Source organism: Acidovorax sp. 59 (genome assembly GCF_002754175.1).
Taxonomy (GTDB): domain Bacteria; phylum Pseudomonadota; class Gammaproteobacteria; order Burkholderiales; family Burkholderiaceae_C; genus Acidovorax; species Acidovorax delafieldii.
In genome coordinates this window covers 1,880,775-1,903,980 of the sequence record NZ_PEET01000001.1, presented here as the reverse complement: position 1 = coordinate 1,903,980, position 23,206 = coordinate 1,880,775, and the positions used below count along the sequence as shown (strand labels likewise).

Here is a 23,206-nt window from a genome sequence, read left to right as displayed (position 1 = left end):
AACACGTGCTCACAGCGCAGGTGGCATGTAACCGGTGCACCCTCACGGTTCAGGCTGTTCAGGCAGTCCGTGTCGAGGGCGCACGCCGCTCTGCCAGAGCGAAAGCCGAAGTCAGCGCTGCAAACTCGTCCTTGGCCACGGTGCCATCGGCGTTACCCGCACGGTCCATCACCTGCAGCACGGCTTGCGCAAACGGATCGCTGCCCGCCTGCTGGCCTTTGGTGCGGGCCAGCCCCTTGAGGAATTCATCGTGGGTGATGACACCATCCTTGTCCGCGTCAAAGCCCGCCGTGAGCTGCTGCTTCTGATCCTCGGTGGCACCAAACCGGGTCAGCAACGCCTGGAAATCGTCCTTGGACACGGCCCCTGCCGCACGGCCATCGGGCAATGCCGCAGTGGCCTGACCGGACGAACGCCCCACGGTCATCCCCGCGCCAGAAGGCTGGCCCTGGGTGGCCAGAGCGCCCTGCCCGGCCATCCCCGCCAGCGTCTGCGCCTCGGGGCTGAGGGTGACCACGGCCGAGGGCTCGGGCGCCGCCGCCTCACCCCCACGCCGCGCGGACGCCTTGCCCGCGCCACTGGAGGCCGCATTGAAAATCATCGACGCCACCGATGCGAGGCCGGAAATGAGAGGGGACATCGCCATGAACTCCTGTGTGGCGACAGCCCGGTACCTTTGACCTGTCCGCAAGTCACCGCATCGCCCAGATGCACCAAGGGTAGCGGGCAGCAGCCCGTACGGTGGGCGAATAAACCAACAGTTTTCACGCCAGTTTTGCGAATGGATCGCGGGCTGGAGGCTGCGCGCCCAGCAGCCCATGCGATCCTAGGCACTCCCTCTGCCCGGCATCACCACCCGAATGCAGGTGCCCCCACCCGGACGCTGCAGCACCAGCAAGTCACCGCCCGCCATCTGCGCACGGTGGTTCATGCCTGCCACCCCATGGCCTCCCAGTGGGCTGCCTTCGCCAGCGTGAAGCAGCATGCCGCGCCCGTTGTCGGTGACCTCGGCACACCAGGACTCGGCACCCGCACGGTAACGCACACCCACCGAGACCTCGGTGGCGCCCGAATGCTGCAACACGTTGCTCAAGGCCTCCTGAACAATGGCAACCAGGTGCATGGCACTGTCGGCATACGGAAAACTGGACAACGGCGGAATTTGCACATCCCACACCATGCGAATGCCACGCCGATCGAGCACGGGCTGGATGCGGTGCCGGAGCCGGGCCAGCCGGTCAGCAAATGGCTCGTCCGCCGCATCCATGGAGTCCACCACGAGTCGCAGGTCCAGCATGCACTTGTCGAGCAGCGAACGGAGTTCACGCACTGCGGGCGGCTCGGTCTCCAGCAGCGCCATGGCAAAGACCAGTTGTGCGCCCAGGTTGTCATGCAAGTCCTGCGCAATGCGCCGCCGCTCTGCCGTCACCTCGGCACTGGCGCGCAGCCGCAGCCGGGGGCGCCACTGCAGGGCCCGCGGCAGTTGCACCAGCAGCAGGGCCCCCAGGCCCACCGAGATCACCAGGGCGGCCAGCTCCCACCATTGCCGATCCGACGGCCTCTCCTCGTCATAGCCATAAAACGCCATCGCAAGGAGCGCCCATTGCAGCAGCCACATGCACATGCAAGCGATGGCGAACAACGGGGGACGTGTGCGAAACACCGCTCAATCCTGGCTTTCTGGGTGGCGTGGGCAACCGAGAGCACACCTGGTGACAACACAACCCACACACGCGGCAGCCACCTGCATCCTCCGTCAAAAGAGCCCCCGCAGCGAGGCGAAGCGCACCGCCTGGGCACGGGTGCGCACCTGCAACTTGCGGTAGATATTGCGCAAGTGGGTGTTGACCGTCATGCTGCTGATGAGCAGGCGCGCCCCCACCTCGGCGCTGGTGTAGCCGCTGGCCACCATGCGCAGGATTTCCTTTTCCCGTGTGGACAGCCGATCTGCCTCATCGGGCTGCCGTCGCTTGTTTTCGGCCGAATGGGTGCGGTCAAACCGCTGCAGCAACCGCCGCGCCAGGTTGGGTGTGATGGAGGCGCCACCATTGGCCACCTGCAACACGGCTTGCGAATAGTTGCCGAACCACGAGTTCTTGCCCACATACCCCGTGGCCCCCAGTTCAAAGGCCCGCAGGACCTGCTCGTCGTTTTCCATGACCGAGATCACGACCGTTTGGGCTGATGGGCGCACAGGCTTCACGTAGTGCAACAGGTCAAAGGCGTCACCGTCGCCCAGGTTCAGGTCCACCAGGAGCACATCAAAATCGTGGTTCTTGATGGCCTTGCGCCCCTCGCGGACACTGCCCGCCTGCGCCACCAGCAACGTGCGGGCATCGGCCATGAGCTCCTGTGCAATCACCAGGCGGATGTGCGGATCGTCGTCCACCAGCAAGACCCGCACCGGATTGGCCTCCTGCCCAGTGAGGAAGGCGGGCCAGACCGATGGCGGATTGGAATAGGTTTCAAACTGGCCCGACGGAAGCGATGCAAGGTCGCGCGCACTCTGCTTTGAAAGCAACGCTGAAGACGTCAACGTTTGCGATGGTGTATCGACCTGCCAACTGCTGCTCATGGGTGAACTCCTGCGGACGTGGTGGTGGGCCCCGATGGCCTGGTTCTTTCGGTTGACGCATCTGCATGCAACTCTTGCGTTCACATGCATGTTCTCCAACGCACTCATGCCCCTCTGTACGGCAGCGCACACAGTGCGCCAAATAAATTGCAGGGTCCAAATATATTTGGCAATGTTGCCCAAGTAGCAATTGGTTACTACCTGACTTTCTTCGGCCGATCTGATGTGGTGCGGGCGGCCAAGCCGCGCTGGCAAAGGCTTTGCGCGGGTCCAAGGGTTGAACCGCTCCGCTGTATGAGGTAGCCCGCCCGGCGTATTCGCACGAATCGCATCGGCTCGCACACTGAACTCCGACAGCGCCTAACGGCCACCGGTTCTCAAAAAACCAGGCCTGAAAGCGCCGTCCACCCCCCTCTGCACCGCAGGTTCGCTGCGGTTGCAGCCAGTGTAGAAGTCATCCTTGAAGGATCTGTCATGAAAACCCTTGCTTTCATCACGCTCAGCGTCATCGCCTCCGCCGCCATGGCCACCGGTCCGGTCCCTTCCACTCCGGACATCACCATCACCGGCAATTCCACGCAGTCGGTATCCCTGACGTCGGTGTCCGTCAACAACAACTCGACGGGCTCGAAGAGCGAAGCCTTCCAGAACCTGGCCTCCAACACCGGCAACGTCACCATCAGTGGCAATTCGACCCAGACGGTAACGGGCTTTGGCGGCAATCTGACCAACACCGCCAGCGGCAGCGAAGCCTACGCCAGCCAGAACCTGTCATCCAACGTGGGCGAAGTCACCATCATTGGCAACTCCAGCCAATTCACCTCGATGATCAACTCGTCGGTCAACAACCTCTCCAGCGGCAGCAACAGCAAGGCGGTGCAAAACATCGCCTCCAACAACGCCTGCTTCACCTGCCAGCCCACCAAGCCCGCCGGCTGGCCCTACTGAGATCGGCACCAGCTCGGCTGGTGAATAGACCTGCGAGGGTCTGATTCCGGCAACACATCAGTGCCCGGATGAGTTCGTGCCAGGGGCACACCGGCAAGGCTGCAAACAGCAGCGCGGGTGGGCCCCTCATTCTCACCATAGGAGGTGTTCCATGAACACAAGTTTTCTGGCGCCATGCGCAGCTTTGCTCACGGTCTGCGGCCTGCTGCCAGGCCCCGCGTGGGCGCAGGCCCCCGGGGAAGACCCGGTCATCCTGACCAAGAAGCTCTCGGTCCAGATGCAGCCCACAGGGCCAGTGGCGGCCTCGACGGGACTGGACGGCAGCAACACCATGCCATCGTGGCTACGCGCCCGCATCGCCCGCTACGAAGCCAAGGCTTTCTCAGACGACACCACTGGCGTGCTGACCAACAACGACGTGGTCACCACTGCCAATGCACAGGGCATGCAAAAGACCTGCGTCCAGGAGGTGGGCAGCAACACCGTGTCTGCCAACACCACGGGATCGGCCAAGTACGGTCCCAACCAGGCGCCGCAGGTGGTGGTGCTGCGCGGCGATCTCGTCAATATCTGCAAATAACAGGCCAGGCGCCATGCGCCCGGCCGCCAGGAGAGAGAACATGCCGCCCACCTCGCCGAGCCCCGCCATGCCTGCATGCTCTCGCCCCCAGCGCCCACGCTCCCCACACCCTGTGATGCGCGCGATCCATGGAGCGCTTTGGCTAGTCGTCGGGCTGGGACTGGCTGGCTGTGCCACGCCCAGGGACCCGCGCAAGGACCAGGCCTTTCAGAGCCTGGCTTCCATCACCGACCGCCCCGTGGTGCGACCCACACGCTCCATCTCCAGCTTCTCCGACTCGCTGATGTGCATGGACCACATGCTGCGCGATGCACAGCTGCCCACCACACTGATCACGAGCAAGCAGATTCCCGACTACTCCACCCGCGTCACCGTGGCCACCAAGGACATGGTGATCACGGCCCTGTCCCAGATGTCGCGCCTGAGCAATGCCTTCCGTTTTGTGGACTACGAGGTGGATATCGCGCGCCAGGACACGGTGCAGAACCTCACCACCATACTGCTCAACAACAACCAGATGCAGTTGCAGCGACCCGCGCTGTACCTGTCGGGTGCCATCTCGTTCGTGGATCAGAACGTGATCAACAACCGGTTCGACACCGGGCTCTCCGGCCCCCGCATCGACATGGGCTACAGCCAGAGCCGCAACGCCACCATCATCGGCCTGGAGATGCACCTGGGCGACTTTCGCACCCGCACGCTGATTCCCGGCCTGGACTCCGCCAACGAAGTCATCATTGGCAACGGCGGACAGGGCGTGGACCTGGCCGGGCGCATCGGCACTTATGGCGTTCAGTTCAACGTGGGGCGCGACTACACCCAGGGCTCTGGCAGTGCGGTGCGCACACTGGTGGACCTGGCCACCATCGAACTCATTGGCAAATGGGCCCGGGTGCCTTACTGGCAATGCCTGACGCTGGAGCAAAACCACCCGGACTTTCAGCGGCAGCTGCGCGACTGGTTTGACGAAGGCTCGCCCGCCGTGCGCACCCAGCTCATCACACGCTCGCTGATCAGCCGGGGCTACCTCGCCCCCGTCGCGCAACCTCTGCCGGACAACGACCCAGCGCTGCGCAAGGCCCTGGCGCGCTTCCAGGCGGACAACGGCATGGTGGTGACGGGCGTGGTGGACTTTGCGACCTACGAACGGGCGCTGCGCCACTTTGTCGGGCTGTCCGCAGACGGCACCCTGGCCCGCATTGGCTGGGCTAGCACACACGCAGAGCCTGTGCCGCACATCGCCGCCAGTCCTGCCACTCCCAATACGGCAATCCATGTGGTGAGCAGCAATCCGGGGGCGGCCAAGTACGGAGACCCACCGCCTGCGCGCAGCATCGATCTGCAGATTGAGAACGTGTTGCTGGAGCGCACCGCATTCGAGGTGGGGGAACAGGTCTTCCTGTCGGCCACCGTGTCGCGCGCCTCCTACCTGCAGTGTTTTCTGGCCGATGCCACCGGCACAGTCATCCGCCTGCTGCCCAACCAGGCCAACACCACCGGCTGGGTGTCTGCCAACCAGGCCATACGCATCCCCGACTGGATGAGCCCCAACCCCGGCTTCATCATGGACGCAGCCAGCCCCGGCACCGAAGGTGTGGCCTGCTTTGCCACCGACGAGGACAGCACGCCCCGTTTGCCCGAGGCGCTGCGCGGACCGCCGCTCAAGCCCATCCCGAACTACCGGGCGCTGGAGCGCTTGAACGAAGCCTTCGCCACCGCCTGGGGTACCGATGGCTACACCGGCAATGCCGTGTACTGGCAAGTCATTCCACGCCGGGCCCTGCCCGCCGCCGCCAGTGCGCCTGCACAACCCGCCCCGCGCAAGTGAAACACCGTCGGAAAAGCACTGCGCAGGCGAACGCGATGACCACCACCCCAGCGACCACGGCGACCACGGCGACCACGCATTCCACCATGGGTGGGCTGCATGCACCGCAGGGCATGCAGCGCGCAATCCATGGCGCAGTGGCGCAGGCCTGGGGTGCAGCGTGCCTGGTCTTGGCGGTGGTGACTGCAGCACCTGCGCTGGCATCGGTGCGGGCGCTTCCCACGCCCGCGGAAATCACCGTCATCGATCGCGCCAGCCTGAACGCCGCGTCCCCCCAAGTGCCCGGGTCTGACGACCCCATGCAGGAGAAGATGTTGGAAAAACTTCGCAGCGCCGCGCAACGCGATGGGGTGCCGACGCGCAAGCTGCGCGCCCCCCCTGCCCCTACAACGCGATCATCGGGCGACCTGACGCCTGCCGATGCGGCGTGGCTGTTGGGGCTGCTGGCGCTGCATGGCCTGGCCATGCCCGCTGACCCGGCGCAGGCCCAGCACTGGTTTGAACGAGCGCAAATGCTCAGCCACCCCCTGGCTCCTGCGGGCCTTGCGTGGTGCCAGCTCAGCGGCTGCGTGGCAGCACCCAACCCTTCAACCGCCATGCACTGGATTGCGCTGGTGGGCCGTGCCGATCCGGGGCTTGCCAAATACCTCGAATGGCATGCGGCCAAGGCATTGGCCCCATTGGCCGAGCCCCGCTCGTCCTCGCCAGACCGATATCCCGGCTCGGTGGTCCCAGTGACGACCAGCCCATCGCTTCAAAAACTGTTGACGCAAGCCGTGCGCGCCGGCAACGCGCAGGCCGGCAACGAACTGGGGCTGGAGTTCATCGCCAGCGGCGATCTCGAACAGGCGATGGTCCAGTTTCAATCAGCGTCTGCAAAATCCGAGGCCGCCGCCGCCAACGCCCGCCTTCTGGCCCGCCGCATCCAGAGCGGTCCCAACGCCCGCACCCGATCAGCCCGCTACAGCGCTGCAGATTGGTACGCGGAGGCCCAGCGCTACCACCGCGGCGACGGCGTACCTGCCAACTACACCGAGGCCGTGCGCCTGTACCAGGTAGCAGCCAGCAGCGGCGACCCACAGGGCCGCAAGATGCTGGAGCTGATCTTCTCCAGACCCTTGCAAGGCGGCGCCATCGACGTCGCGTGGATGCAGCAGCTCGCCGGTCTTCACATCGGCACCAACGGCTTGTCCACCGGCACGACCACCGCAGCACCCACCAGCGGCTGGCAGCGCGAGCCAAGCCCGCTGTATGACCTGGTACCGCTGCAGTGGCGGATGCCGGGGCAAGTGTTGCGTCGATAGGTCGGCCCAAAAGCTGGGGACAAACACCCAATACCCGCCCCGACACGAGCGCCCTCGAAACGTGTCCTGAGCCATGGACTCCAGCCGCACAGGTAGCGCCCCCAAAAATCAGGAAATGGAATCCAACGGGCTTGTAGTGCTAGTCGAAATTGACTTATCAGCTATCAATTAAGTAGCAATCACCGCAGGCAACAACAACCCCTGCTGAGCCGCCACCGCCTCCCGCAAAAACGCCCACGTGGCCTGCATGCGGGCCACGTGCTTGTTGTCGCCCGGCATGGACATCCAGAAGGTGCGCTGAAACCGTGCCACACCCGGCAGCACAGGCACCAGCGATGGGTCTTGCGCTGCCACAAAGGCGGGCAGCACAGCCAGCCCCGCCCCCACGCGGGCGGCTTCGTACTGGGCCAGGATGCTCGTGCTGCGCAGCGCGAAATGCGCGGGGCGGTGCAGTTCGTCCAGGATCTGCAGTTCCTTGCTGAACAGCAGGTCGTCCACGTAGCTGATGAAGGTGTGGCCCCGCAGGTCGTCTGGCGTGTGGATGGGGGCACGGCGCTGCAGGTAGCTGCGTGCTCCATACAGTTGCAGCACATAGTCGGTCAGCTTCACGACCACCACCGCGCCGCGGGCCGGTCGCTCCAGCGAGATGACGATATCGGCCTCGCGGCGCGACAGGTGCACCAGGCGCGGCAGGGCCAGAAGGTCCACCACCAGGCCGGGGTGATCCAGCGCAAACCTGGCCAGCTGAGGCGCCAGGATCAGGTTGCCAAAGCCCTCGGTGGTTCCAATGCGCACCAAGCCATGCAGACCTTGGCGCACGCCGGGGGCGGCGTTTTCCACCGCCAGAAAGGCGGCTTCCATGGCCTCGACCTGGGGCAGCAGTGCGCGTCCGGCCTCGGTCAGCCGGTGGCCGCCCGCCTCGCGCGCAAACAGGGCGGATCCCACCTGCTTTTCGAGCGCCTGCAGACGTCGCGCCACCGTGGTGTGGTCTACGGCCAGGCGGCGCGCGGCCCCCACCAGCGTGCCGGCGCGGGCCAGCTCCAGAAAGTAGCGCAGGTTGTCCCAGTCCATGGGGTAGTCCTTGAATCTATGAGCATTACGCAAACAAGGATGCGCAAAGGTCGGAGGTAAAAGCAGCGATGTGCATTTTTGCAAACCTCGTGCGCACCATTGTCTATTGTGCAGACAATTCTGCACAATTAGGATGGCGAAGTTACGGGCACCCTGCCCGCACTTTTGCCCGTTTTTTCCAGGAGACAAACCCATGAACGCACCCACTTCCACGGCCGTGCTGGCCCCCACCGTCAAACTGTTGATCGGCGGCAAATTCGTCGAATCCAAGTCCACCGAGTGGCGTGACGTGGTGAACCCCGCCACGCAAGAAGTGCTGGCCCGCGTGCCGTTTGCCACGGCCGATGAAATCAATGCCGCAGTGGCCTCGGCCAAGGAAGCGTTCAAAACCTGGAAGAAGACCCCCATCGGCACCCGCGCCCGCATCTTCCTCAAGTACCAGCAGCTCATCCGCGAAAACATGGCCGAGCTGGCCGCCATCCTCACGGCAGAGCAAGGCAAGACCCTGCCGGACGCCGAAGGTGATGTGTTCCGTGGCCTGGAAGTGGTCGAGCACGCTGCCAGCATTGGCAACCTGCAACTGGGTGAGCTGGCCAACAACGTGGCTGGCGGCGTGGACACCTACACCCTGCTGCAGCCGCTGGGCGTGTGCGCGGGCATCACGCCCTTCAACTTCCCGGCCATGATCCCGCTGTGGATGTTCCCCATGGCCATTGCCACGGGCAACACCTTCGTGCTCAAACCCTCCGAGCAAGACCCCATGGTGACCATGCGCCTGGTGGAGCTGGCGCTCGAAGCGGGCATCCCCCCGGGCGTGCTCAACGTGATCCACGGTGGCGAAGCCGCTGTGAACGCAATCTGCGACCACAAGGACATCAAGGCGATCAGCTTCGTGGGCTCCACCAAGGTGGGCACCCATGTCTACAACCGCGCCAGCCTCAACGGCAAGCGCGTGCAATGCATGATGGGCGCCAAGAACCACGCCATCGTGATGCCCGATGCCAACAAGGAACAGACCCTGAACGCCCTGGCCGGTGCTGCCTTTGGCGCCGCTGGCCAGCGCTGCATGGCGCTGTCGGTGGTGGTGCTGGTGGGCGAGGCGCAAAAGTGGATCCCCGAACTGGTGGCCAAGGCCAAGACCCTGAAGGTGAGCGCCGGTGTGGAAAAAGGCACGGACGTGGGCCCCGTGGTGTCCTGCGCCGCCAAGGACCGCGTGCAGAGCCTGATCGAGCGCGGCATTGCCGACGGCGCCACGCTGGAGCTGGACGGCCGCAACCCCGTGGTGGCTGGCTACGAAAAGGGCAACTTTGTGGGCCCCACGGTGTTCAGCGGCGTGAAGCCCGGCATGAGCATCTACGACCAGGAAATCTTTGGGCCTGTGTTGTGCCTGTCGGCTGCGGCAGACATCGATGAAGCCATTGCCTTCATCAACGACAACCCCAACGGCAACGGCACTGCCATCTTCACCCAGTCGGGTGCGGCAGCCCGCAAGTTCCAGGAAGAGATCGACGTGGGCCAGGTCGGCATCAACGTGCCAATCCCTGTGCCCGTGCCCCTGTTCTCGTTCTCGGGCTCGCGCGCTTCCAAGCTGGGCGACCTGGGCCCCTACGGCAAGCAGGTCGTGCTGTTCTACACGCAGACCAAGACGGTGACGGCGCGCTGGTTTGATGACAGCACCATCTCGCATGGTGTGAACACGACGATTAGTTTGAAGTAACCCCCTGAGCGGCTTCGCCGCTTCCCCCTTTCTCTGCATCGCTTTGCGATGCGGAAGGGGGACGCAGCCAGTGCCTGAACCGGGGACTGGCGGCCCTTGCGCGGCTACCTCGCCTTTGTCCGCGCCGGTTTCAACCGCTGTGCGCGGTGGTAAAAGCGGGGCATGCAAACTTTTCAGACAACGATGCGGAGATGGGCCATGGTCTTCGGTGCTGCGTGCGTGATGCTGGTGGGTGCCGATGCCCACGCACAGGCCGGTGCCGCCTGCAAACCCGGTGGCACGGTGGAAGAAACCAACGCCTGCGCCGTGCAAGCCTTCCAGGCGGCAGACACCGAAATCGCCATCCTCTATGGCGACGTGATGCGCGCCTTGTCGGCCCACGAACGGCCCCAACTGCGGCAGGAGCACACGGCCTGGCAGCGCGAGCGCACCACGCGCTGCAAGCAGGCCCAGCGCAGCAACGAATCGCAACCCCAATGGCCGCGCCTGTACCACGAGTGCCTGACGGCCGAAACTCAGGCGCGCCGCAAGGGCCTGATGCGCTGGCTGACGCTGGACCACCCGTCCGCCAAGCCCTGAGCAAGGCCCCCAGAACAACAAGAACCGACGACGAGACAGAACACCATGGACTTTGAACTCACCGAAGAACAACGCGCCTTTGCCCAGACGGCCCGCGACTTTGCACAAGCTGAGTTCGCACCCCACGCCGCGCACTGGGACGAGGAAGGCATCTTCCCCAAAGAAGCCATCGCCAAGGCGGGCGAGCTGGGCTTTTGTGGCCTCTACGCACCCGAAGCCGCCGGCGGCCTCGCACTGCCCCGCCTGGACGCCACGCTGGTGTTTGAAGAGATGGCCGCCGTGGACCCCAGCACCACCGCCTTCATCACCATCCACAACATGGCCACTTGGATGCTGGGCACCTGGGCCACGCCTGCGGTGCGCGACCACTGGGGCCCGCTGCTGACCACGGGTGAAAAGCTCGCCAGCTACTGCCTGACCGAGCCCGGCGCGGGCTCCGATGCCGCATCGCTCAAGACCCGCGCTGAGCTGGTGGGCAAAGAATACGTCATCAACGGCAGCAAGGCCTTCATCAGCGGCGCAGGCAGCACCGACGTGCTGGTGCTCATGGCCCGCACCGGCGATGCGCAGTCTGGCGCCAGCGGCATCAGCGCCTTCGCCGTGCCCGCCGATGCGCCCGGCATCAGCTATGGCAAGAAGGAACAGAAGATGGGCTGGAACAGCCAGCCCACGCGCACCATCAGCTTCGACAACGTGCGCATCCCCGCCGACCACCTGCTGGGCCGCGAGGGCGAAGGCTTCAAGATCGCCATGAAGGGCCTGGACGGCGGCCGCATCAACATCGCCACCTGCTCGGTGGGCGCGGCGCAAGGCGCGCTCAACGCCGCCCAGCAGTACATGCAAGACCGCAAGCAGTTCGGCAAACCCATCGCCAGCTTCCAGGCCCTGCAGTTCAAGCTGGCCGACATGGCGACCGAACTGGTGGCCGCGCGGCAGATGGTGCGCCTGGCCGCCAGCAAGCTCGACGCCGGTGCGCGCGACGCATCCACCTACTGCGCCATGGCCAAACGTTTTGCCACCGACGCAGGCTTCACCGTCATCAACGACGCCCTGCAGTTGCACGGTGGCTACGGCTACATCCGCGAATACCCGCTGGAGCGCCTGCTGCGCGACGCGCGTGTGCACCAGATCCTGGAAGGCACCAACGAAATCATGCGCGTCATCATTGCGCGGCGCATGCTGGATGGGGATGCGACGGAGGTGATTCGCTGAGCGCTTACTCCTGTTTTCATAGCTGCTAGCGCTTATCCAACGGGCGGTAGCAGCCTATTTGAATCAGAAACCATGCCCGCCCGCCCCCTCTCCGACGAAACCCTGCACCTGATCGACGCCATCCGCACGGCGCTCGCGCACCGCAGCGACGTGGAAGAGCGCCCGCTGTTCGGCACCTACGCCTTCTTTGTGGACGGCAAGATGTGCATCGCCGTCAAAGGCGAAGAGCTGTTGGTGCGCCTGCCGCCCGAGCGCCACGGCGCATTGCAGGAGATGCAGAACACCCGCGAACTCTCGCCCGGCGGCGGCATGCAGGGCTACTTCTGGGTGGAGCCCAACGGCTACGCCACGCGCGCGCAGTGGAACTACTGGGTCGAAGAAGCCCTTGCCTACAACCCACTGGCCAAGGCCTCTCCGCGCAAGAAGAAAACAACCAACACTCCGGCTGCAGCGAAGAAAGCACCCGCTAGCACCGGCACCAAGCCGAAGACAAAAGCCGCCGCGAAGAAGCACAGCATCTTCGAAGCCGACGACTGACCAGCCTGCATCGAACCACTGCCACCCACCGCCCGCCCAACCCACACCCCGGAGCCCACCACCATGCCCCTTCGCATCGTCCGCCTTGGCACCCCGCGCGCCGCTGGGGAAGGCACCCGCATCGGCACCGTGCGCCGCCCGCCGCGTGGTGTGCCCAAGGCCGAGTTTGCGAGCCGCGACTACTACGACGTGTGGTACCCCCTGCTCTCCCCCAGCGCCGACCTCATGGCCCAGGGCCAGCAGGTGCCCAGCGGCCAAGAAGGCGACAAGGCGTGGGAGGCCTTCGCCAAACAGTTCCGCAAAGAACTGGCCCAGCCCGAAGCCAGCCGCACGCTCGACTTGCTGGCCGCGCTGTCGCACCACAGCGCAATGTCGCTGGGCTGCTACTGCGAGGACGAAGCCCGCTGCCACCGCTCAGTGCTGCGCGCCGAGCTGGCAAGCCGTGGGGCCGACATCAGCCCCTAGATTTCAAGCTTTTTAGGCCGCTCCCGCTCGATGGATAAGCCTTTATAGCTATCAAATTCATAACGAACCTGCACCCATTCCCTTTCACCATCACAACGACATCCAGGAGCAACACACCATGAAAATCGCATTCATCGGCCTCGGCAACATGGGCGGCCCCATGGCACACAACCTGCACAAGGCAGGCCACGAAGTGCGCGCGTTTGACCTCTCGCAACCCGCCCGCGACAAGCTGGCCGCAGACGGCGTGCCCATCGCCACTGATGCCAAGGCGGCAGTCGCAGGCGCCGAAGTCGTCATCAGCATGCTGCCCGCCAGCCAGCATGTCGAAGGCCTGTTCCTCGGCGCGGGCGAGCTGCTGGCCCAGCTGCCTGCGGGCACGCTGATCATTGACTGCTCCACCATCGCTGCCGCCACCTCCCGCAAGGTGGCCGAAGCCGCCAAAGCCAAGGGCGTGGCCTTTATTGACGCGCCCGTGTCGGGCGGCACCGGCGGCGCCATTGCAGGCACCCTCACCTTCATGGTGGGCGGCGACGCCGCCGACCTGGAACGCGCCCGCCCCGTGCTCGAAAAAATGGGCGCCAACATCTTCCACGCAGGCAGCGTGGGCGCAGGCCAAACAGCCAAGATCTGCAACAACATGCTGCTGGGCATCCTGATGGCCGGCACCAGCGAAGCCATTGCCCTGGGCGTGGCCAACGGCCTGGACCCCAAGGTGCTGAGCGAAATCATGCGCCGCAGCTCGGGCGGCAACTGGGCGCTGGAAAAGTACAACCCCTTCCCCGGCGTGATGGAAACCGCGCCCGCCAGCAAGGGCTATGCAGGCGGCTTTGGCACGGACCTGATGCTCAAGGACCTGGGTCTGGCGCAGGAAAACGCGATGGCGGTGAAGGCTGCCACGCCGCTGGGGGGGATGGCGCGCAATTTGTATGCGGCGCACAGCTTGGCGGGGCATGGGGGGCTGGATTTTTCCAGCATCATCAAGATGGTGCAGAAGGGGTAATCGATCTTCCGCCATAGAAGAACGCCAGCGTTTGCTGGCGTTTTTTTCTTGGGCAAACTGTAGTGAAAAAACTCCTTAAAACTCGGTGAGTTTCACTTCCGATCGCGATTCAGTTCCAGAGTGCTAGCGTTGCAACGAACCAAAGTAACCGGTGGCTTGAGGCCGTCAGCATTGACTGACCTGTTAGACCCCATGATAGGTCGAAAGCCAATGATTCAAATCTACAGACAACTCGTCAAACGACACGCACTCAATGGTATTGGAGTCAATTTTTGTCCGGGATGTTCGCCATTTAAGTCTGTCGACCTCTTGATCCGAAAGTTTCATGCCCTTACCAATAACGATAAGTGCTTGAAAGGTCGCGCGGCGACTACCAAAAGTGTTCTGAAAATCCGCTGTGCTACGCATATCCTCAAGCTTCCAGAGCCAGTCAGCCAACTGGGAGTGCGCGCTCTCAAACCTTGGAGCCCAGTCTGGAGTGGCTTTCTTTCCCTTGGTCTTGAAGACGCTGTTGGGCTCGCCGTTCTCGAACTCGATTAGCAAATAGTGTTTCGTGGCCGAGTCACCAACGATGAGATCGGCGACAAAATCTCCATATATTTCAAATTCATGTGCAAAACGGTCTGGCTTCTTGATATTAGGGAAGTAGTTGCAGATGAGAAGTGATAGATCCTTTCGATTTTTAAAGAAAGGAAGTACGTCCTTTTGTTCGGAGAGCGTCGTTTTCGTTGTTAGCAATGTCGAAAACTCGTTCCACTGAGCTCTTCCTGTCGCGGGATTAAAAGCATGAGCCACCAGGTTCTTCATCGCTGCCCCCTGTCTTCGAGGAGGCGATCCAAACGGTCGTGATCGACAATATCCACTACCTGACAAATTGCTTCGCTGATTTTTAGTATGAGCCGAAGCCTAATACCGATGCCGCCGTAGACATACAGCGGTTCACTAAGCGGGGCTGCAAACTTGTGGATCTTGTGATGACGAAAGACCTCGTTTGGGCTGAGTGCCTGCAGTTCAAGGAGGGCACGTTGCACCTGCTTCTGATCAGCGCCGCGCAGCGACCGTAAAGCAATCTCAGCCCTGCGTTCAAGCAGTAGGTTCATTTTTTACTCGATGATTCTCTCTGGGGTCTAACGAACAAAGTAAGCGGCTGGCCATAGGCCAGTCCGCTTGACTGCAGAGTTAGAACGACTCACCGAAACTCAAAGTCAGGAAGGCCGCCCCAGCCAGCAGGATGAGAAACGGTTCTGTATATCTTGCCGTCTGGGCGAATCTCGTAATCGGCCAGCCCTCCCCAACCCTCAGGATGAGAAATTGTTCTGTAGATTTTTCCGTCGTTTCTGAACTCATAATCTGGGAGGCCACCCCACCCATTTGGGTGTGAGACAGATCGATAAATTTTTCCATCGCTACGAATTTCGTAATCAGGTAAACCTCCCCACCCCTCGGGATGCGAGACCGCTCGATATATTTGTTTCATAAAAAGACCTTTCTTCTAACGTGATGTATCCCGCAAACATTACGAAATAAACTGGACCGTGCGAGATATTTTGAACATTGATTCCTCTTGGAGGTCGCTCTGGGCTTATGTTTGCAGCCATAGAGCTGTTCAAAAATCTAGGTATAGAAATTCCGTCAAACCCGGCGGCTTTAACCGGACAGACTATAGCTCGCGAAAGTGCGTAACCGGCCCATCGGCGCTTCTTCCCGCCAGCACACGCACTTGAGTATGATTCGCATCCCTTCATGCTGCGCCGCACCATCCCCGCCCTGCCTTTCCACATCGTGCTTCTGCTGGTGGCGTTGTTCAACGCGCTGGCGGGTGCGCCCTTGCATGAGGCACGGCACATTCAGGAGATCGCGCGCAGCGCCACGGCCTCGGCAACCGCAGGGGATGTGGATGCCTACGCGGCAAACAACACAGCCAGCGACGACCACAACGAAGAGACTCATACCCCCTGCGCCTGGTGCCTGACCCACGCGCTGGAGGCGGGGCTGGCGCATGCACCGGCTCACCAGCTGCAATTCGCCGCAGAACCCATCACCATCGCGCTGCACAGCGCAGTCCCCTTCACGGCCCAGCAGGTGCGCTGGCCGTTTGCTGCACGCGATCCTCCGCCAGCCCAGCGGGCCTGACACGCGTCGGGCCCCAGCCAGCCTGCGCTCTATAGCGCATCCCCTTTTCGTTTTTGCCCTTGCATTCACCCCCGTGGGGTGGGTGTGGGCACGCGGCCATGTGCGCCTGCCAACTCCCAGGCGGATGTGGGCTGCGTTGCTCCTGGCTTTTGCATTCACCGCTTTTGGACTGGTTTGCCATGCGTTCTTCCTATTCTTCTGTTTCTTCTTCACGCCCAGCCGCCCTGCCGCGCCCCACATTGACAGCCATGGCGGCTGCCGCGTTTCTGGCATCCATACACCCCGCCTGGGCCGCAGACGGCGATGTGATCACCCCACCCACCCTGTCTGCCGTGGACGTGGTGGGCCGCAGTGCCTCGGGCACCTACTATGCCGACGAGGCCGAGGGCGCCAAGACCAGCCTGCCGCTGCGCGAGCTGCCGCAATCCGTGCGCGTGATGTCGCGCCAGACGCTGGACGACCTGGGCGCTACGCGGCTGGACGATGTGCTGGACTATGTGGGCGGGGTCTCGCGCCAGAACAACTTTGGCGGGCTGTGGGACAACATCGCCATCCGGGGGCTGCCGGGCAACGAGAACACGGGCATGGCGACGCTGCTCAACGGGTTTTCGTCCAACCGGGGCTTCAATGCGCCGCGCGACCTGGCGGGGGTGGAGCGGGTGGAGTTCCTCAAGGGCCCGGCCGCCGCCCTGTATGGCAGCAGCGAGCCCGGCGGCACGCTCAACATCGTGAGCAAGAAGCCGCTGTGGAAGGCCGCCCATTCGGTGGAGGCCTACGCGGGCAGCTACGGCCTGGGCCGTGCGGCGCTGGACACCACCGGCCCCATCAACGACCGGCTGGCCTACCGCCTGAATGTGGCGGTGGAAGACAAGGGCAGCTTTCGCGACCATGTGAGCGCGCAGCGGCAGGTGGTGGCCCCCGCGTTCACCTGGAAGCTCTCGCCCGACACGGTGCTGGAGTACACGGCTGAATTTCTGCGCCACGCCACGCCGCTGGACCGGGGCGTGGTGGCGGTCAACAACCGCCTGGGCGCGGTGCCTGCCAGCCGCTTTTTGGGCGAGCCCGCCGATGGCGATGTGACGGTGACCAACCAGACGCACCAGCTGGTGCTGTCGCACGAGTGGAACCCCGACTGGCGCAGCCGCGTGGGGCTGTCGTACCGCGAGACGGGGATGGAGGGCTTCTCGACCGAAGCCACGGCCCTGCAGGCCAATGGCCGCACGCTCACGCGCCAGCGGCGGTATCGCGACTTTCAGTCGGACGATGTGGCCGTGCAGGCTGAGCTGCAGGGCAACCTGCGCACGGGCGGGCTGGAGCATGAGCTGCTGGTGGGGGTGGAGAGCTACCGGTTCAGCATGGATTCGGTGATGCTGCGCGTGAACCCCAGCGCTGCCGCGCCCTATGCCATCGACATCTTCAACCCCGTGTACGGCCAGGCCCAGCCCACGCCGGGGCGCAATACCGACACGCTGGAGAAGCAGCGCAACACGGCGCTGTATGTGCAAGACACCCTGAAGCTGGGCGAGCAGTGGCGCGTGATGGCCGGGCTGCGGGCCGACAACTATGACCAGAGCCTGCAAAACCGCATCACCAACCGCACCACGGCGCAAAGCCCCTCGGCCGTGTCGCCGCGCCTGGGCGTGAGCTGGCTGCCCACGCCGGGGTGGACGGTGTATGCCAATGCGGGCAGTTCGTTCCGCCCCAATACGGGCAGCAATGTGGCGGGCAATGGCTTTGATCCCGAAAAGTCCCGCGCGCTGGAGCTGGGCGCCAAGTGGGAGAGCGCCGACCAGCGCCTGGGCGCCACTGCCGCGCTGTTCGACATCACCAAGCGCAATGTGCTGACCAGCGACCCGCTGAACGCGGGCTTTTCGGCCGCTGCAGGCGAAGTGCGCAGCCGGGGGCTGGAACTGGACCTGGCCGGCCGCCTGAGCACCCACTGGCGCGTGAATGCCAGCCTGGTGATCAACGATGTGGAGGTGACCCGCGACAACACGCTGGAGGTGGGCGGCCGCCTGCTGAACGTGCCGCGCGTGAACGGCAGCGTGCTGGCGGTGTACGAAAACCAGTTGGCCAACGGCCAGCGCTATGGCGTGGGCGGCGGCGTGACCCACATGGGCAAGCGCCTGGGCCAGGCCCGCACGCAGTCCGAGGCCAATGCAGGCACCGCCGCGTTTGAGCTGCCCAGCTACACCACGGCCAAGCTGATGGCGTACTGGCGCCTGAGCCCCACGCTGAACCTGTCGCTGGACGTGGACAACGTGTTTGACAAGGTGCACTACACCAGCTCGTACAGCCGTGTGTGGGTGGCGCCGGGGGCCGCGCGTACCGTCACCCTTGGCCTGCAGGCCAAGTTCTGAGTGGTGCCGATGACCTGCATGACAACACTTTCAACCGTCACAAAACCCTTGACGCGACGCCGCGCCTTGCAGGCCCCCGTGGCCGCGCTGGCGGCAGGCGCCCTGCCCGCTGCCTGGGCGCAGGGCACACCACCTGCCTCCCCCCCCGCACCGCTGCAAATCGTCGGCCCGTGGGAGATCAGCGGCCTGGCGCCCGCCAGCAGCGGCTATGTGTTCACACGCCTGCAGGTCACCGAAACCCTGCTGGACGCTGCAGACGATGGCCAGCCACGGCCCGCGCTGGCGCGGCTCTGGCGCCGGTCGGCGGATGGGCTGGTGTGGCAGTTTGAGCTGCGGCCCGGGGCGCGTTTTCATGACGGCACGCCGGTGACGGCTGTCGCCGTGGTGCGCAGCCTGCAGGCTGCGCAGGTGGCGCCTGCACTGCTGAGCCAGGCGCCCATTGAGTCCATCACCGCGCCCGACGAGGGCACGGTGCTCATGCGCCTGCAGCGCCCCCACACCGCCCTGCCCGCGCTGCTGGCGCATTCCAGCACCATGGTGCTGGCCCCGGCCAGCTATGGGACCGACGGCAAGGTGCACAGAATCATTGGCAGCGGCCCCTACCGCATTGCACAGCTGGTACCGCCGCAGCAGGTCGAAACGGTGGTGTTTGACGCCTACGACGGCCCGCGCCCCGCCATTGCCGCCGTGCGCTACCTGGCCGCCAGCCGCGCAGAAACCCGCGCGCTGATGGCCGAGAGCGGCCAGGCCGACCTGGCCTATGGGCTGGACCCGGCCAGCCTGCGGCGGCTGCAGCGCCATGCGCAAAACCCTGCTCTGGCGCGCCGCACCGCAGTGCGGATTGCCTCGGTCACGCTGCCGCGCACCGTCATCGTCAAGCTCAATGCGGGCCTGCCCGCGTTGCGCGATGTGCGCGTGCGGCAGGCGTTGAGCCTGGCCATCGACCGCGCGGGCATTGCGCTGGCGCTGATGGGCGACGAGGCGCTGGCCGCCACGCAACTGCTGCCGCCCACGCTGGGCGCGTGGCACAACCCGCACCTGCCCCCGCTGCAGCACGACCCCGAAGCCGCCGCGAGCCTGCTGCGGGCCGCTGGCTGGCAGCGCCACAGCGACGGCCTGCGCGATACAAACGGCCAGCCGCTGCACCTGGTGATCCGCACCTTTGTGGACCGGCCCGAGCTGCCGCTGATTGCCACCGCCTTGCAGGAGCAGTGGCGGCTGGCGGGCATGGCGGTGAAGGTGAGCATCGGCAACTCGGGCGACGTGCCCCGGGGCCACCGCGACGGCAGCCTGCAACTGGCGCTGGCTGCGCGCAACTACGCCAACGTGCCCGACCCCACAGGCACGCTGGCGGCCGACTTTGCGGCGCAGGGCGGCGACTGGGGTGCTATGGGCTGGCACAGCGACACCGTGGTGCAGGCCCTGCACGAGCTGACGCGCACCCAGACGCCGCCCGAGCGCACGCGCGCGCTGCGGCAATCCATCACGCACACCCTGCAAACGGAGCTGCCCGTGATCCCCGTGGCGTGGTACCGCCAGCATGTGGCCGTGGCCCCCCGGCTGGCGGGCGTCACGCTGGACCCGCTGGAGCGTTCTTACCGCCTGACCGGCATGGAGTGGAACAACCCATGAACCCCTTGATTTCAAAACCCTGGGCCGCCCTGCTCGGCCGCAGGCTGGTGCAGGTGCTCGCCGTGTCCCTGCTGATCGGCACGCTGTGCTTTTTGATGGTGCGCGCCCTGCCGGGCGACCTGGCCATGCGCGTGGCGGCGGGCCGCTATGGCTACGACCTGGTGAGCAACGCTGCCGCCGACGCGGTGCGCGCAGAGCTGGGGCTGGACCGCCCCGGCTGGCTGGCGCTGCTGCACTGGTGGCGCGACATGGCCACGTTCAACCTGGGGCAGTCGCTGGTGTCGCAGCGATCGGTGTGGCACGAGGTCACGCACCACCTGGGCGCCACGCTGCGCCTGTCGGCTGCCGCGCTGGCCATTGCCTTTGCCGTGGGTGTGCCGCTGGGCGTATGGGCCGGGCTGCGGCCTAAGGGCTGGGTGGACAAGGCCAGCTGGCTGATGGCCGTGGTGCTGCGCGCGCTGCCGCCGTTTTTGCTGTCGGTGCTGCTCATCCTGCTCGTGGCGGTGCAGTGGGGCTTTTTGCCTGCGGGCGGTGACGAGAGCCAGGCCAGCCTGGTGCTGCCCGCGCTCACGCTGGGGCTGGGCCTGGCCGCTGGGCTGGCGCGCGTGACCCGCGCTGCGATGCTGGAGGTGGTGGTGTCGCCCTTTTTTGAATTTGCGCGCACCAAGGGCCTGAGCGACTGGCAGGCGCTGGTGCGCCATGGCCTGCGCAATGCCGCCGTTCCGGTGACGGCCTACCTGGGCGTGCAGGCGCTGTTTCTGGTGGAGGGTGCGCTGGTGGTGGAGACGCTGTTTGCCTGGCCCGGCATCGGCCATGCGCTGGTGCACGCCGTGTTTGGGCGCGACATCCCTGTGGTGCAAGGCACGGCCTTGTGCATGGGCGTGCTGTTTGTGGTGTTTAACCTGCTGGTGGATGCGGCGTGCCTCGCGCTGGACCCCCGACATACCCAAAAGGTGGCTGCATGAGTGCCGTGCCTTCCACCCTTTCATCGCCCACAGGCGCCGTAGTAGCCCAGCCCCGCTGGCCGCTGCGCACCACATTGGGCCTAGCCATGCTCGGCCTGCTGGCGCTGTTTGCCCTGCTCGGCCCCTGGCTGGTGGGCGCCAGCCCGGTGGTGCAAGACCTGCGCAACACCCTGGCGCTCCCCAGCGCCCAGCACTGGCTGGGCACCGATGTGCTGGGCCGATCGGCGCTGGCGCGGCTGGCGTATGCAGCGCAGCTGTCGCTGGGCATGGCGCTGCTGGCGGCCGTGAGCGCCGCCGTGCCCGGCACGCTGCTGGGCATCGTCGCCGCGTGGCGCGGCGGGCGCACCGAGCGGGCGCTGCTCATGCTGTCGGACTCGGTGCTCGCCATCCCCGGCCTGCTGCTGGTGCTGCTGATCGCGGCCCTGGCGCCCGGAGCGCTGTGGGCGCTGTATGCGGGCCTGTCGGCTGCGCTGTGGGTCGAATACTTCCGCGTGAGCCGCGCGGTGGCCCGGCCCGTGCTGGCAGGTGATGCGGTGCAGGCATCGCGCCTGCTGGGTTTTGGGCGCGGATACGTGCTGCGCCGCCACCTGCTGCCTGCGCTCGCGCCCACGCTGGGCACGCTGCTGGCCTTCACCACATCGCAAGCCGTGCTGGCGCTGGCCGCGCTGGGTTTTGTGGGTGTGGGCATGCAGCCGCCCACGCCCGAGCTGGGCCTGATGATGACCGAGGCCATGCCTTACTACGAAGAAGCCCCGTGGCTCATTGCTGCCCCCACCGCCCTGCTGGTGTGGCTGGTGGCCGCGATGATGCTGCTCAACCCCGACCGGGAGACCGCATGACCACGCCTTTGAAATCCGACGCCCTGCTGGTCGTGGAGGGCCTGGGCATCCAGGTCGGCGGCAAGCGGCTGCTGCGCGACATCAGCTTCAGCCTGCGGCCGGGCGAGGCGCTCACGCTGGTGGGCGAAAGCGGCGCGGGCAAGTCGCTGCTGGCCCAGGCCATCATGGGCAACCTGCCGCCGGCGCTGCAGGCCACGGGCCAGATCACGCTGGATGGCACCACCACCCGCGCCCAGGACGCCGCCGCTCGCCGCGCCTTGTGGGGCCGCAAGCTGGCGCTGCTGCCGCAGGAGCCCTCGCTGGCACTCAACCCCCTGGCCCGCGTGGCACCGCAGCTGGCCGAGGTGTACCGCCTGCTGCACCAGCAGCCCCCCAGCGCCGCCAGCGCTCAGGCCGAACAGGTGCTGAGCGCTGCGGGCCTGGGCGGTGCAGGCAGCCACTACCCCTGGCAACTGTCGGGCGGCATGGCCCAGCGCGCGGTGGCCGCCATCACCCTGGCCGGAGGCGCCCCGGTGCTGATGGTGGATGAGCCCACCAAAGGGCTGGACGCGCATTGGCGCGGCCGCATGGTGGAGTTGTTCCAAGGCGTGCTGAAGGCAGGCGGCTGCCTGCTCACCATCACGCACGACATGCAGGTAGCGCAGGCGCTGGCCGGCCAGGTCATCGTGCTGCGCCACGGGCAGGCGGTGGAGCAAGGCGACATCCACACCGTGGCGGCAGCGCCGCAGCACGCCTTTACACGCCAGCTGCTCCAGGCCGACCCGGCCCACTGGCTGCCGTTTGCCGAGCCCACGCTGGGCGAGCCCGTCGTGCAGGCGCGCGGTATCTCCAAAGCCTATGGTGCGCGGAAGCTGTTTGCGCCACTGGACGTGACGCTGCACAGCGGCGAACGCATTGCCGTGCAAGGCCCCAGCGGCACCGGCAAAAGCACGCTGGGCAATGTGCTGCTGGGCCTGGTGGCGCCCGACATCGGCCGTGTGGAGCGCAGCTCCCGGCTGCGCCCGTATGCGTTCCAAAAGCTGTTCCAGGACCCGGTCAGTTCGTTTGCTCCGCACATCAGCCTGGCCCAGTCGCTGCGCGATGCCGCCCGCCTGCACCGCTGCGACTGGAAGGCGGTGCAGCAGCGCCTGGCCCAACTGCGCGTGCCCGAGGACCTGCTGGCGCGCAAGCCCGACCAGGTGTCGGGCGGCGAGCTGCAGCGCATTGCGCTGGCGCGCGTGCTGGTGGCGCAACCAGCACTGCTGTTTGCCGATGAGCCGACCTCGCGCCTGGACCCGATCACGCAGCAAGAGGCTATACAGGTACTGCTAGATGCCGTACACGAATCCGGGGCTGCTTTAGTGTTGGTCACCCATGATGAGGCGCTGGCAAATGTCGTTGCAACGCAAACGCTGCATATGCGTGAATCGCCTTAACAAATGACCAGACAGCCCGTTGTGGACTAAAGCGCAAACACGC

Annotated in this window: 23 protein-coding genes; 16 read left to right on the top strand and 7 right to left on the bottom strand. The window is 65.2% G+C overall.

Annotated elements, in window-relative coordinates:
- Positions 1-58 precede the first annotated feature (58 nt).
- The 3 genes from CLU87_RS08570 to CLU87_RS08560 all read right to left on the bottom strand — a co-directional run bounded on the left by CLU87_RS08570 (position 59) and on the right by CLU87_RS08560 (position 2,575).
- Positions 59-640, bottom strand: a complete 582-nt coding sequence (locus CLU87_RS08570) for an EF-hand domain-containing protein (protein ID WP_099730165.1) — start codon at positions 638-640, stop codon at positions 59-61.
- Between the two features lie 186 nt (positions 641-826).
- Positions 827-1,642, bottom strand: coding sequence for a sensor histidine kinase (locus tag CLU87_RS08565; protein ID WP_143227260.1), 816 nt, complete (start codon positions 1,640-1,642; stop codon positions 827-829).
- Positions 1,643-1,756: 114 nt separating this feature from the next.
- Complete coding sequence (locus CLU87_RS08560) at positions 1,757-2,575, bottom strand: response regulator transcription factor (protein ID WP_099730163.1); 819 nt, start codon at positions 2,573-2,575, stop codon at positions 1,757-1,759.
- Positions 2,576-3,049: 474 nt separating this feature from the next.
- Between CLU87_RS08560 and CLU87_RS08555 the strand changes: the two genes are divergently transcribed.
- From CLU87_RS08555 to CLU87_RS08540, 4 genes are all read left to right on the top strand, one after another.
- Complete coding sequence (locus tag CLU87_RS08555; RefSeq protein WP_056062488.1) at positions 3,050-3,523, top strand: hypothetical protein; 474 nt, start codon at positions 3,050-3,052, stop codon at positions 3,521-3,523.
- Positions 3,524-3,674: 151 nt separating this feature from the next.
- Complete coding sequence (locus CLU87_RS08550) at positions 3,675-4,103, top strand: hypothetical protein (protein ID WP_099730162.1); 429 nt, start codon at positions 3,675-3,677, stop codon at positions 4,101-4,103.
- A 115-nt stretch (positions 4,104-4,218) separates the two neighbouring features.
- Positions 4,219-5,931, top strand: a complete 1,713-nt coding sequence (locus CLU87_RS08545) for a DUF4384 domain-containing protein (RefSeq protein ID WP_099730161.1) — start codon at positions 4,219-4,221, stop codon at positions 5,929-5,931.
- A 35-nt stretch (positions 5,932-5,966) separates the two neighbouring features.
- A complete protein-coding gene (locus tag CLU87_RS08540; protein WP_099730160.1) occupies positions 5,967-7,235 on the top strand; it encodes an SEL1-like repeat protein in 1,269 nt (422 codons plus the stop codon).
- Between the two features lie 168 nt (positions 7,236-7,403).
- Here the strand turns inward: CLU87_RS08540 and CLU87_RS08535 are convergent, their stop codons facing one another.
- Positions 7,404-8,306 (bottom strand): LysR family transcriptional regulator, encoded by a 903-nt coding sequence (locus tag CLU87_RS08535; protein WP_099730159.1) that lies wholly within the window; start codon positions 8,304-8,306, stop codon positions 7,404-7,406.
- A 193-nt stretch (positions 8,307-8,499) separates the two neighbouring features.
- On the opposite strand from CLU87_RS08535, the gene CLU87_RS08530 reads away from it, so the two are divergent.
- From CLU87_RS08530 to mmsB, 6 genes are all read left to right on the top strand, one after another.
- Positions 8,500-10,023: a CoA-acylating methylmalonate-semialdehyde dehydrogenase gene (locus tag CLU87_RS08530; RefSeq protein ID WP_099730158.1), complete on the top strand. Its 1,524-nt coding sequence runs from the start codon at positions 8,500-8,502 to the stop codon at positions 10,021-10,023.
- Between the two features lie 198 nt (positions 10,024-10,221).
- Positions 10,222-10,602: a lysozyme inhibitor LprI family protein gene (locus CLU87_RS08525; RefSeq protein ID WP_199170810.1), complete on the top strand. Its 381-nt coding sequence runs from the start codon at positions 10,222-10,224 to the stop codon at positions 10,600-10,602.
- Between the two features lie 45 nt (positions 10,603-10,647).
- A complete protein-coding gene (locus CLU87_RS08520; RefSeq protein ID WP_099730156.1) occupies positions 10,648-11,814 on the top strand; it encodes an acyl-CoA dehydrogenase family protein in 1,167 nt (388 codons plus the stop codon).
- Between the two features lie 72 nt (positions 11,815-11,886).
- A complete protein-coding gene (locus CLU87_RS08515; protein WP_099730155.1) occupies positions 11,887-12,351 on the top strand; it encodes a TfoX/Sxy family protein in 465 nt (154 codons plus the stop codon).
- Between the two features lie 63 nt (positions 12,352-12,414).
- The gene (locus tag CLU87_RS08510; protein ID WP_099730154.1) at positions 12,415-12,816 is read left to right on the top strand and encodes a DUF488 domain-containing protein; all 402 of its coding nucleotides are present in this window, start codon (positions 12,415-12,417) and stop codon (positions 12,814-12,816) included.
- A 76-nt stretch (positions 12,817-12,892) separates the two neighbouring features.
- Positions 12,893-13,819, top strand: coding sequence for a 3-hydroxyisobutyrate dehydrogenase (gene mmsB, locus CLU87_RS08505; protein WP_255409873.1), 927 nt, complete (start codon positions 12,893-12,895; stop codon positions 13,817-13,819).
- Between the two features lie 183 nt (positions 13,820-14,002).
- Here mmsB and CLU87_RS08500 read toward each other — a convergent pair whose 3' ends face one another.
- The 3 genes from CLU87_RS08500 to CLU87_RS08495 form a co-directional block, all read right to left on the bottom strand.
- On the bottom strand, positions 14,003-14,626 hold the full coding sequence (locus CLU87_RS08500; RefSeq protein WP_099730152.1) for a Shedu immune nuclease family protein: 624 nt from the start codon (positions 14,624-14,626) through the stop codon (positions 14,003-14,005).
- Positions 14,623-14,919: a hypothetical protein gene (locus CLU87_RS23135; RefSeq protein ID WP_101390014.1), complete on the bottom strand. Its 297-nt coding sequence runs from the start codon at positions 14,917-14,919 to the stop codon at positions 14,623-14,625. The genes CLU87_RS08500 and CLU87_RS23135 overlap by 4 nt, the downstream gene beginning before the upstream one ends.
- A gap of 79 nt (positions 14,920-14,998) precedes the next feature.
- Positions 14,999-15,223 carry a hypothetical protein gene (locus CLU87_RS08495; RefSeq protein WP_158236073.1) on the bottom strand — a complete coding sequence of 75 codons (225 nt, stop codon included), beginning with the start codon at positions 15,221-15,223 and terminating at the stop codon, positions 14,999-15,001.
- A gap of 339 nt (positions 15,224-15,562) precedes the next feature.
- Between CLU87_RS08495 and CLU87_RS08490 the strand changes: the two genes are divergently transcribed.
- The 6 genes from CLU87_RS08490 (at position 15,563) to CLU87_RS08465 (ending at position 23,163) form a co-directional block, all read left to right on the top strand.
- Positions 15,563-15,952, top strand: a complete 390-nt coding sequence (locus CLU87_RS08490) for a hypothetical protein (RefSeq protein ID WP_099730150.1) — start codon at positions 15,563-15,565, stop codon at positions 15,950-15,952.
- Positions 15,953-16,200: 248 nt separating this feature from the next.
- Positions 16,201-18,312: a TonB-dependent siderophore receptor gene (locus tag CLU87_RS08485; RefSeq protein WP_099730149.1), complete on the top strand. Its 2,112-nt coding sequence runs from the start codon at positions 16,201-16,203 to the stop codon at positions 18,310-18,312.
- Positions 18,313-18,330: 18 nt separating this feature from the next.
- Positions 18,331-19,944: an ABC transporter substrate-binding protein gene (locus CLU87_RS08480; protein WP_369804299.1), complete on the top strand. Its 1,614-nt coding sequence runs from the start codon at positions 18,331-18,333 to the stop codon at positions 19,942-19,944.
- Complete coding sequence (locus CLU87_RS08475; RefSeq protein ID WP_099730147.1) at positions 19,941-20,909, top strand: ABC transporter permease; 969 nt, start codon at positions 19,941-19,943, stop codon at positions 20,907-20,909. Before CLU87_RS08480 ends, CLU87_RS08475 begins: the two co-directional genes overlap by 4 nt.
- On the top strand, positions 20,906-21,748 hold the full coding sequence (locus CLU87_RS08470) for an ABC transporter permease (RefSeq protein WP_099730146.1): 843 nt from the start codon (positions 20,906-20,908) through the stop codon (positions 21,746-21,748). The genes CLU87_RS08475 and CLU87_RS08470 overlap by 4 nt, the downstream gene beginning before the upstream one ends.
- Positions 21,745-23,163, top strand: a complete 1,419-nt coding sequence (locus tag CLU87_RS08465) for an ABC transporter ATP-binding protein (protein WP_099730145.1) — start codon at positions 21,745-21,747, stop codon at positions 23,161-23,163. The genes CLU87_RS08470 and CLU87_RS08465 overlap by 4 nt, the downstream gene beginning before the upstream one ends.
- The last annotated feature ends 43 nt before the right edge of the window (positions 23,164-23,206 follow it).

Bases quoted from the DNA above. Each gene is read 5' to 3' on its own strand.
- CLU87_RS08570 (WP_099730165.1), bottom strand. From the start codon at position 640: ATGTCCCCTCTCATTTCCGGCCTCGCATCGGTGGCGTCGATGATTTTC.
- CLU87_RS08560 (WP_099730163.1), bottom strand. From the start codon at position 2,575: ATGAGCAGCAGTTGGCAGGTCGATACACCATCGCAAACGTTGACGTCT.
- CLU87_RS08555 (WP_056062488.1), top strand. From the start codon at position 3,050: ATGAAAACCCTTGCTTTCATCACGCTCAGCGTCATCGCCTCCGCCGCC.
- CLU87_RS08550 (WP_099730162.1), top strand. From the start codon at position 3,675: ATGAACACAAGTTTTCTGGCGCCATGCGCAGCTTTGCTCACGGTCTGC.
- CLU87_RS08545 (WP_099730161.1), top strand. From the start codon at position 4,219: ATGCGCGCGATCCATGGAGCGCTTTGGCTAGTCGTCGGGCTGGGACTG.
- CLU87_RS08540 (WP_099730160.1), top strand. From the start codon at position 5,967: ATGACCACCACCCCAGCGACCACGGCGACCACGGCGACCACGCATTCC.
- CLU87_RS08535 (WP_099730159.1), bottom strand. From the start codon at position 8,306: ATGGACTGGGACAACCTGCGCTACTTTCTGGAGCTGGCCCGCGCCGGC.
- CLU87_RS08530 (WP_099730158.1), top strand. From the start codon at position 8,500: ATGAACGCACCCACTTCCACGGCCGTGCTGGCCCCCACCGTCAAACTG.
- CLU87_RS08525 (WP_199170810.1), top strand. From the start codon at position 10,222: ATGGTCTTCGGTGCTGCGTGCGTGATGCTGGTGGGTGCCGATGCCCAC.
- CLU87_RS08520 (WP_099730156.1), top strand. From the start codon at position 10,648: ATGGACTTTGAACTCACCGAAGAACAACGCGCCTTTGCCCAGACGGCC.
- CLU87_RS08515 (WP_099730155.1), top strand. From the start codon at position 11,887: ATGCCCGCCCGCCCCCTCTCCGACGAAACCCTGCACCTGATCGACGCC.
- CLU87_RS08510 (WP_099730154.1), top strand. From the start codon at position 12,415: ATGCCCCTTCGCATCGTCCGCCTTGGCACCCCGCGCGCCGCTGGGGAA.
- CLU87_RS08500 (WP_099730152.1), bottom strand. From the start codon at position 14,626: ATGAAGAACCTGGTGGCTCATGCTTTTAATCCCGCGACAGGAAGAGCT.
- CLU87_RS23135 (WP_101390014.1), bottom strand. From the start codon at position 14,919: ATGAACCTACTGCTTGAACGCAGGGCTGAGATTGCTTTACGGTCGCTG.
- CLU87_RS08495 (WP_158236073.1), bottom strand. From the start codon at position 15,223: ATGGAAAAATTTATCGATCTGTCTCACACCCAAATGGGTGGGGTGGCC.
- CLU87_RS08490 (WP_099730150.1), top strand. From the start codon at position 15,563: ATGCTGCGCCGCACCATCCCCGCCCTGCCTTTCCACATCGTGCTTCTG.
- CLU87_RS08485 (WP_099730149.1), top strand. From the start codon at position 16,201: ATGGCGGCTGCCGCGTTTCTGGCATCCATACACCCCGCCTGGGCCGCA.
- CLU87_RS08480 (WP_369804299.1), top strand. From the start codon at position 18,331: ATGACAACACTTTCAACCGTCACAAAACCCTTGACGCGACGCCGCGCC.
- CLU87_RS08475 (WP_099730147.1), top strand. From the start codon at position 19,941: ATGAACCCCTTGATTTCAAAACCCTGGGCCGCCCTGCTCGGCCGCAGG.
- CLU87_RS08470 (WP_099730146.1), top strand. From the start codon at position 20,906: ATGAGTGCCGTGCCTTCCACCCTTTCATCGCCCACAGGCGCCGTAGTA.
- CLU87_RS08465 (WP_099730145.1), top strand. From the start codon at position 21,745: ATGACCACGCCTTTGAAATCCGACGCCCTGCTGGTCGTGGAGGGCCTG.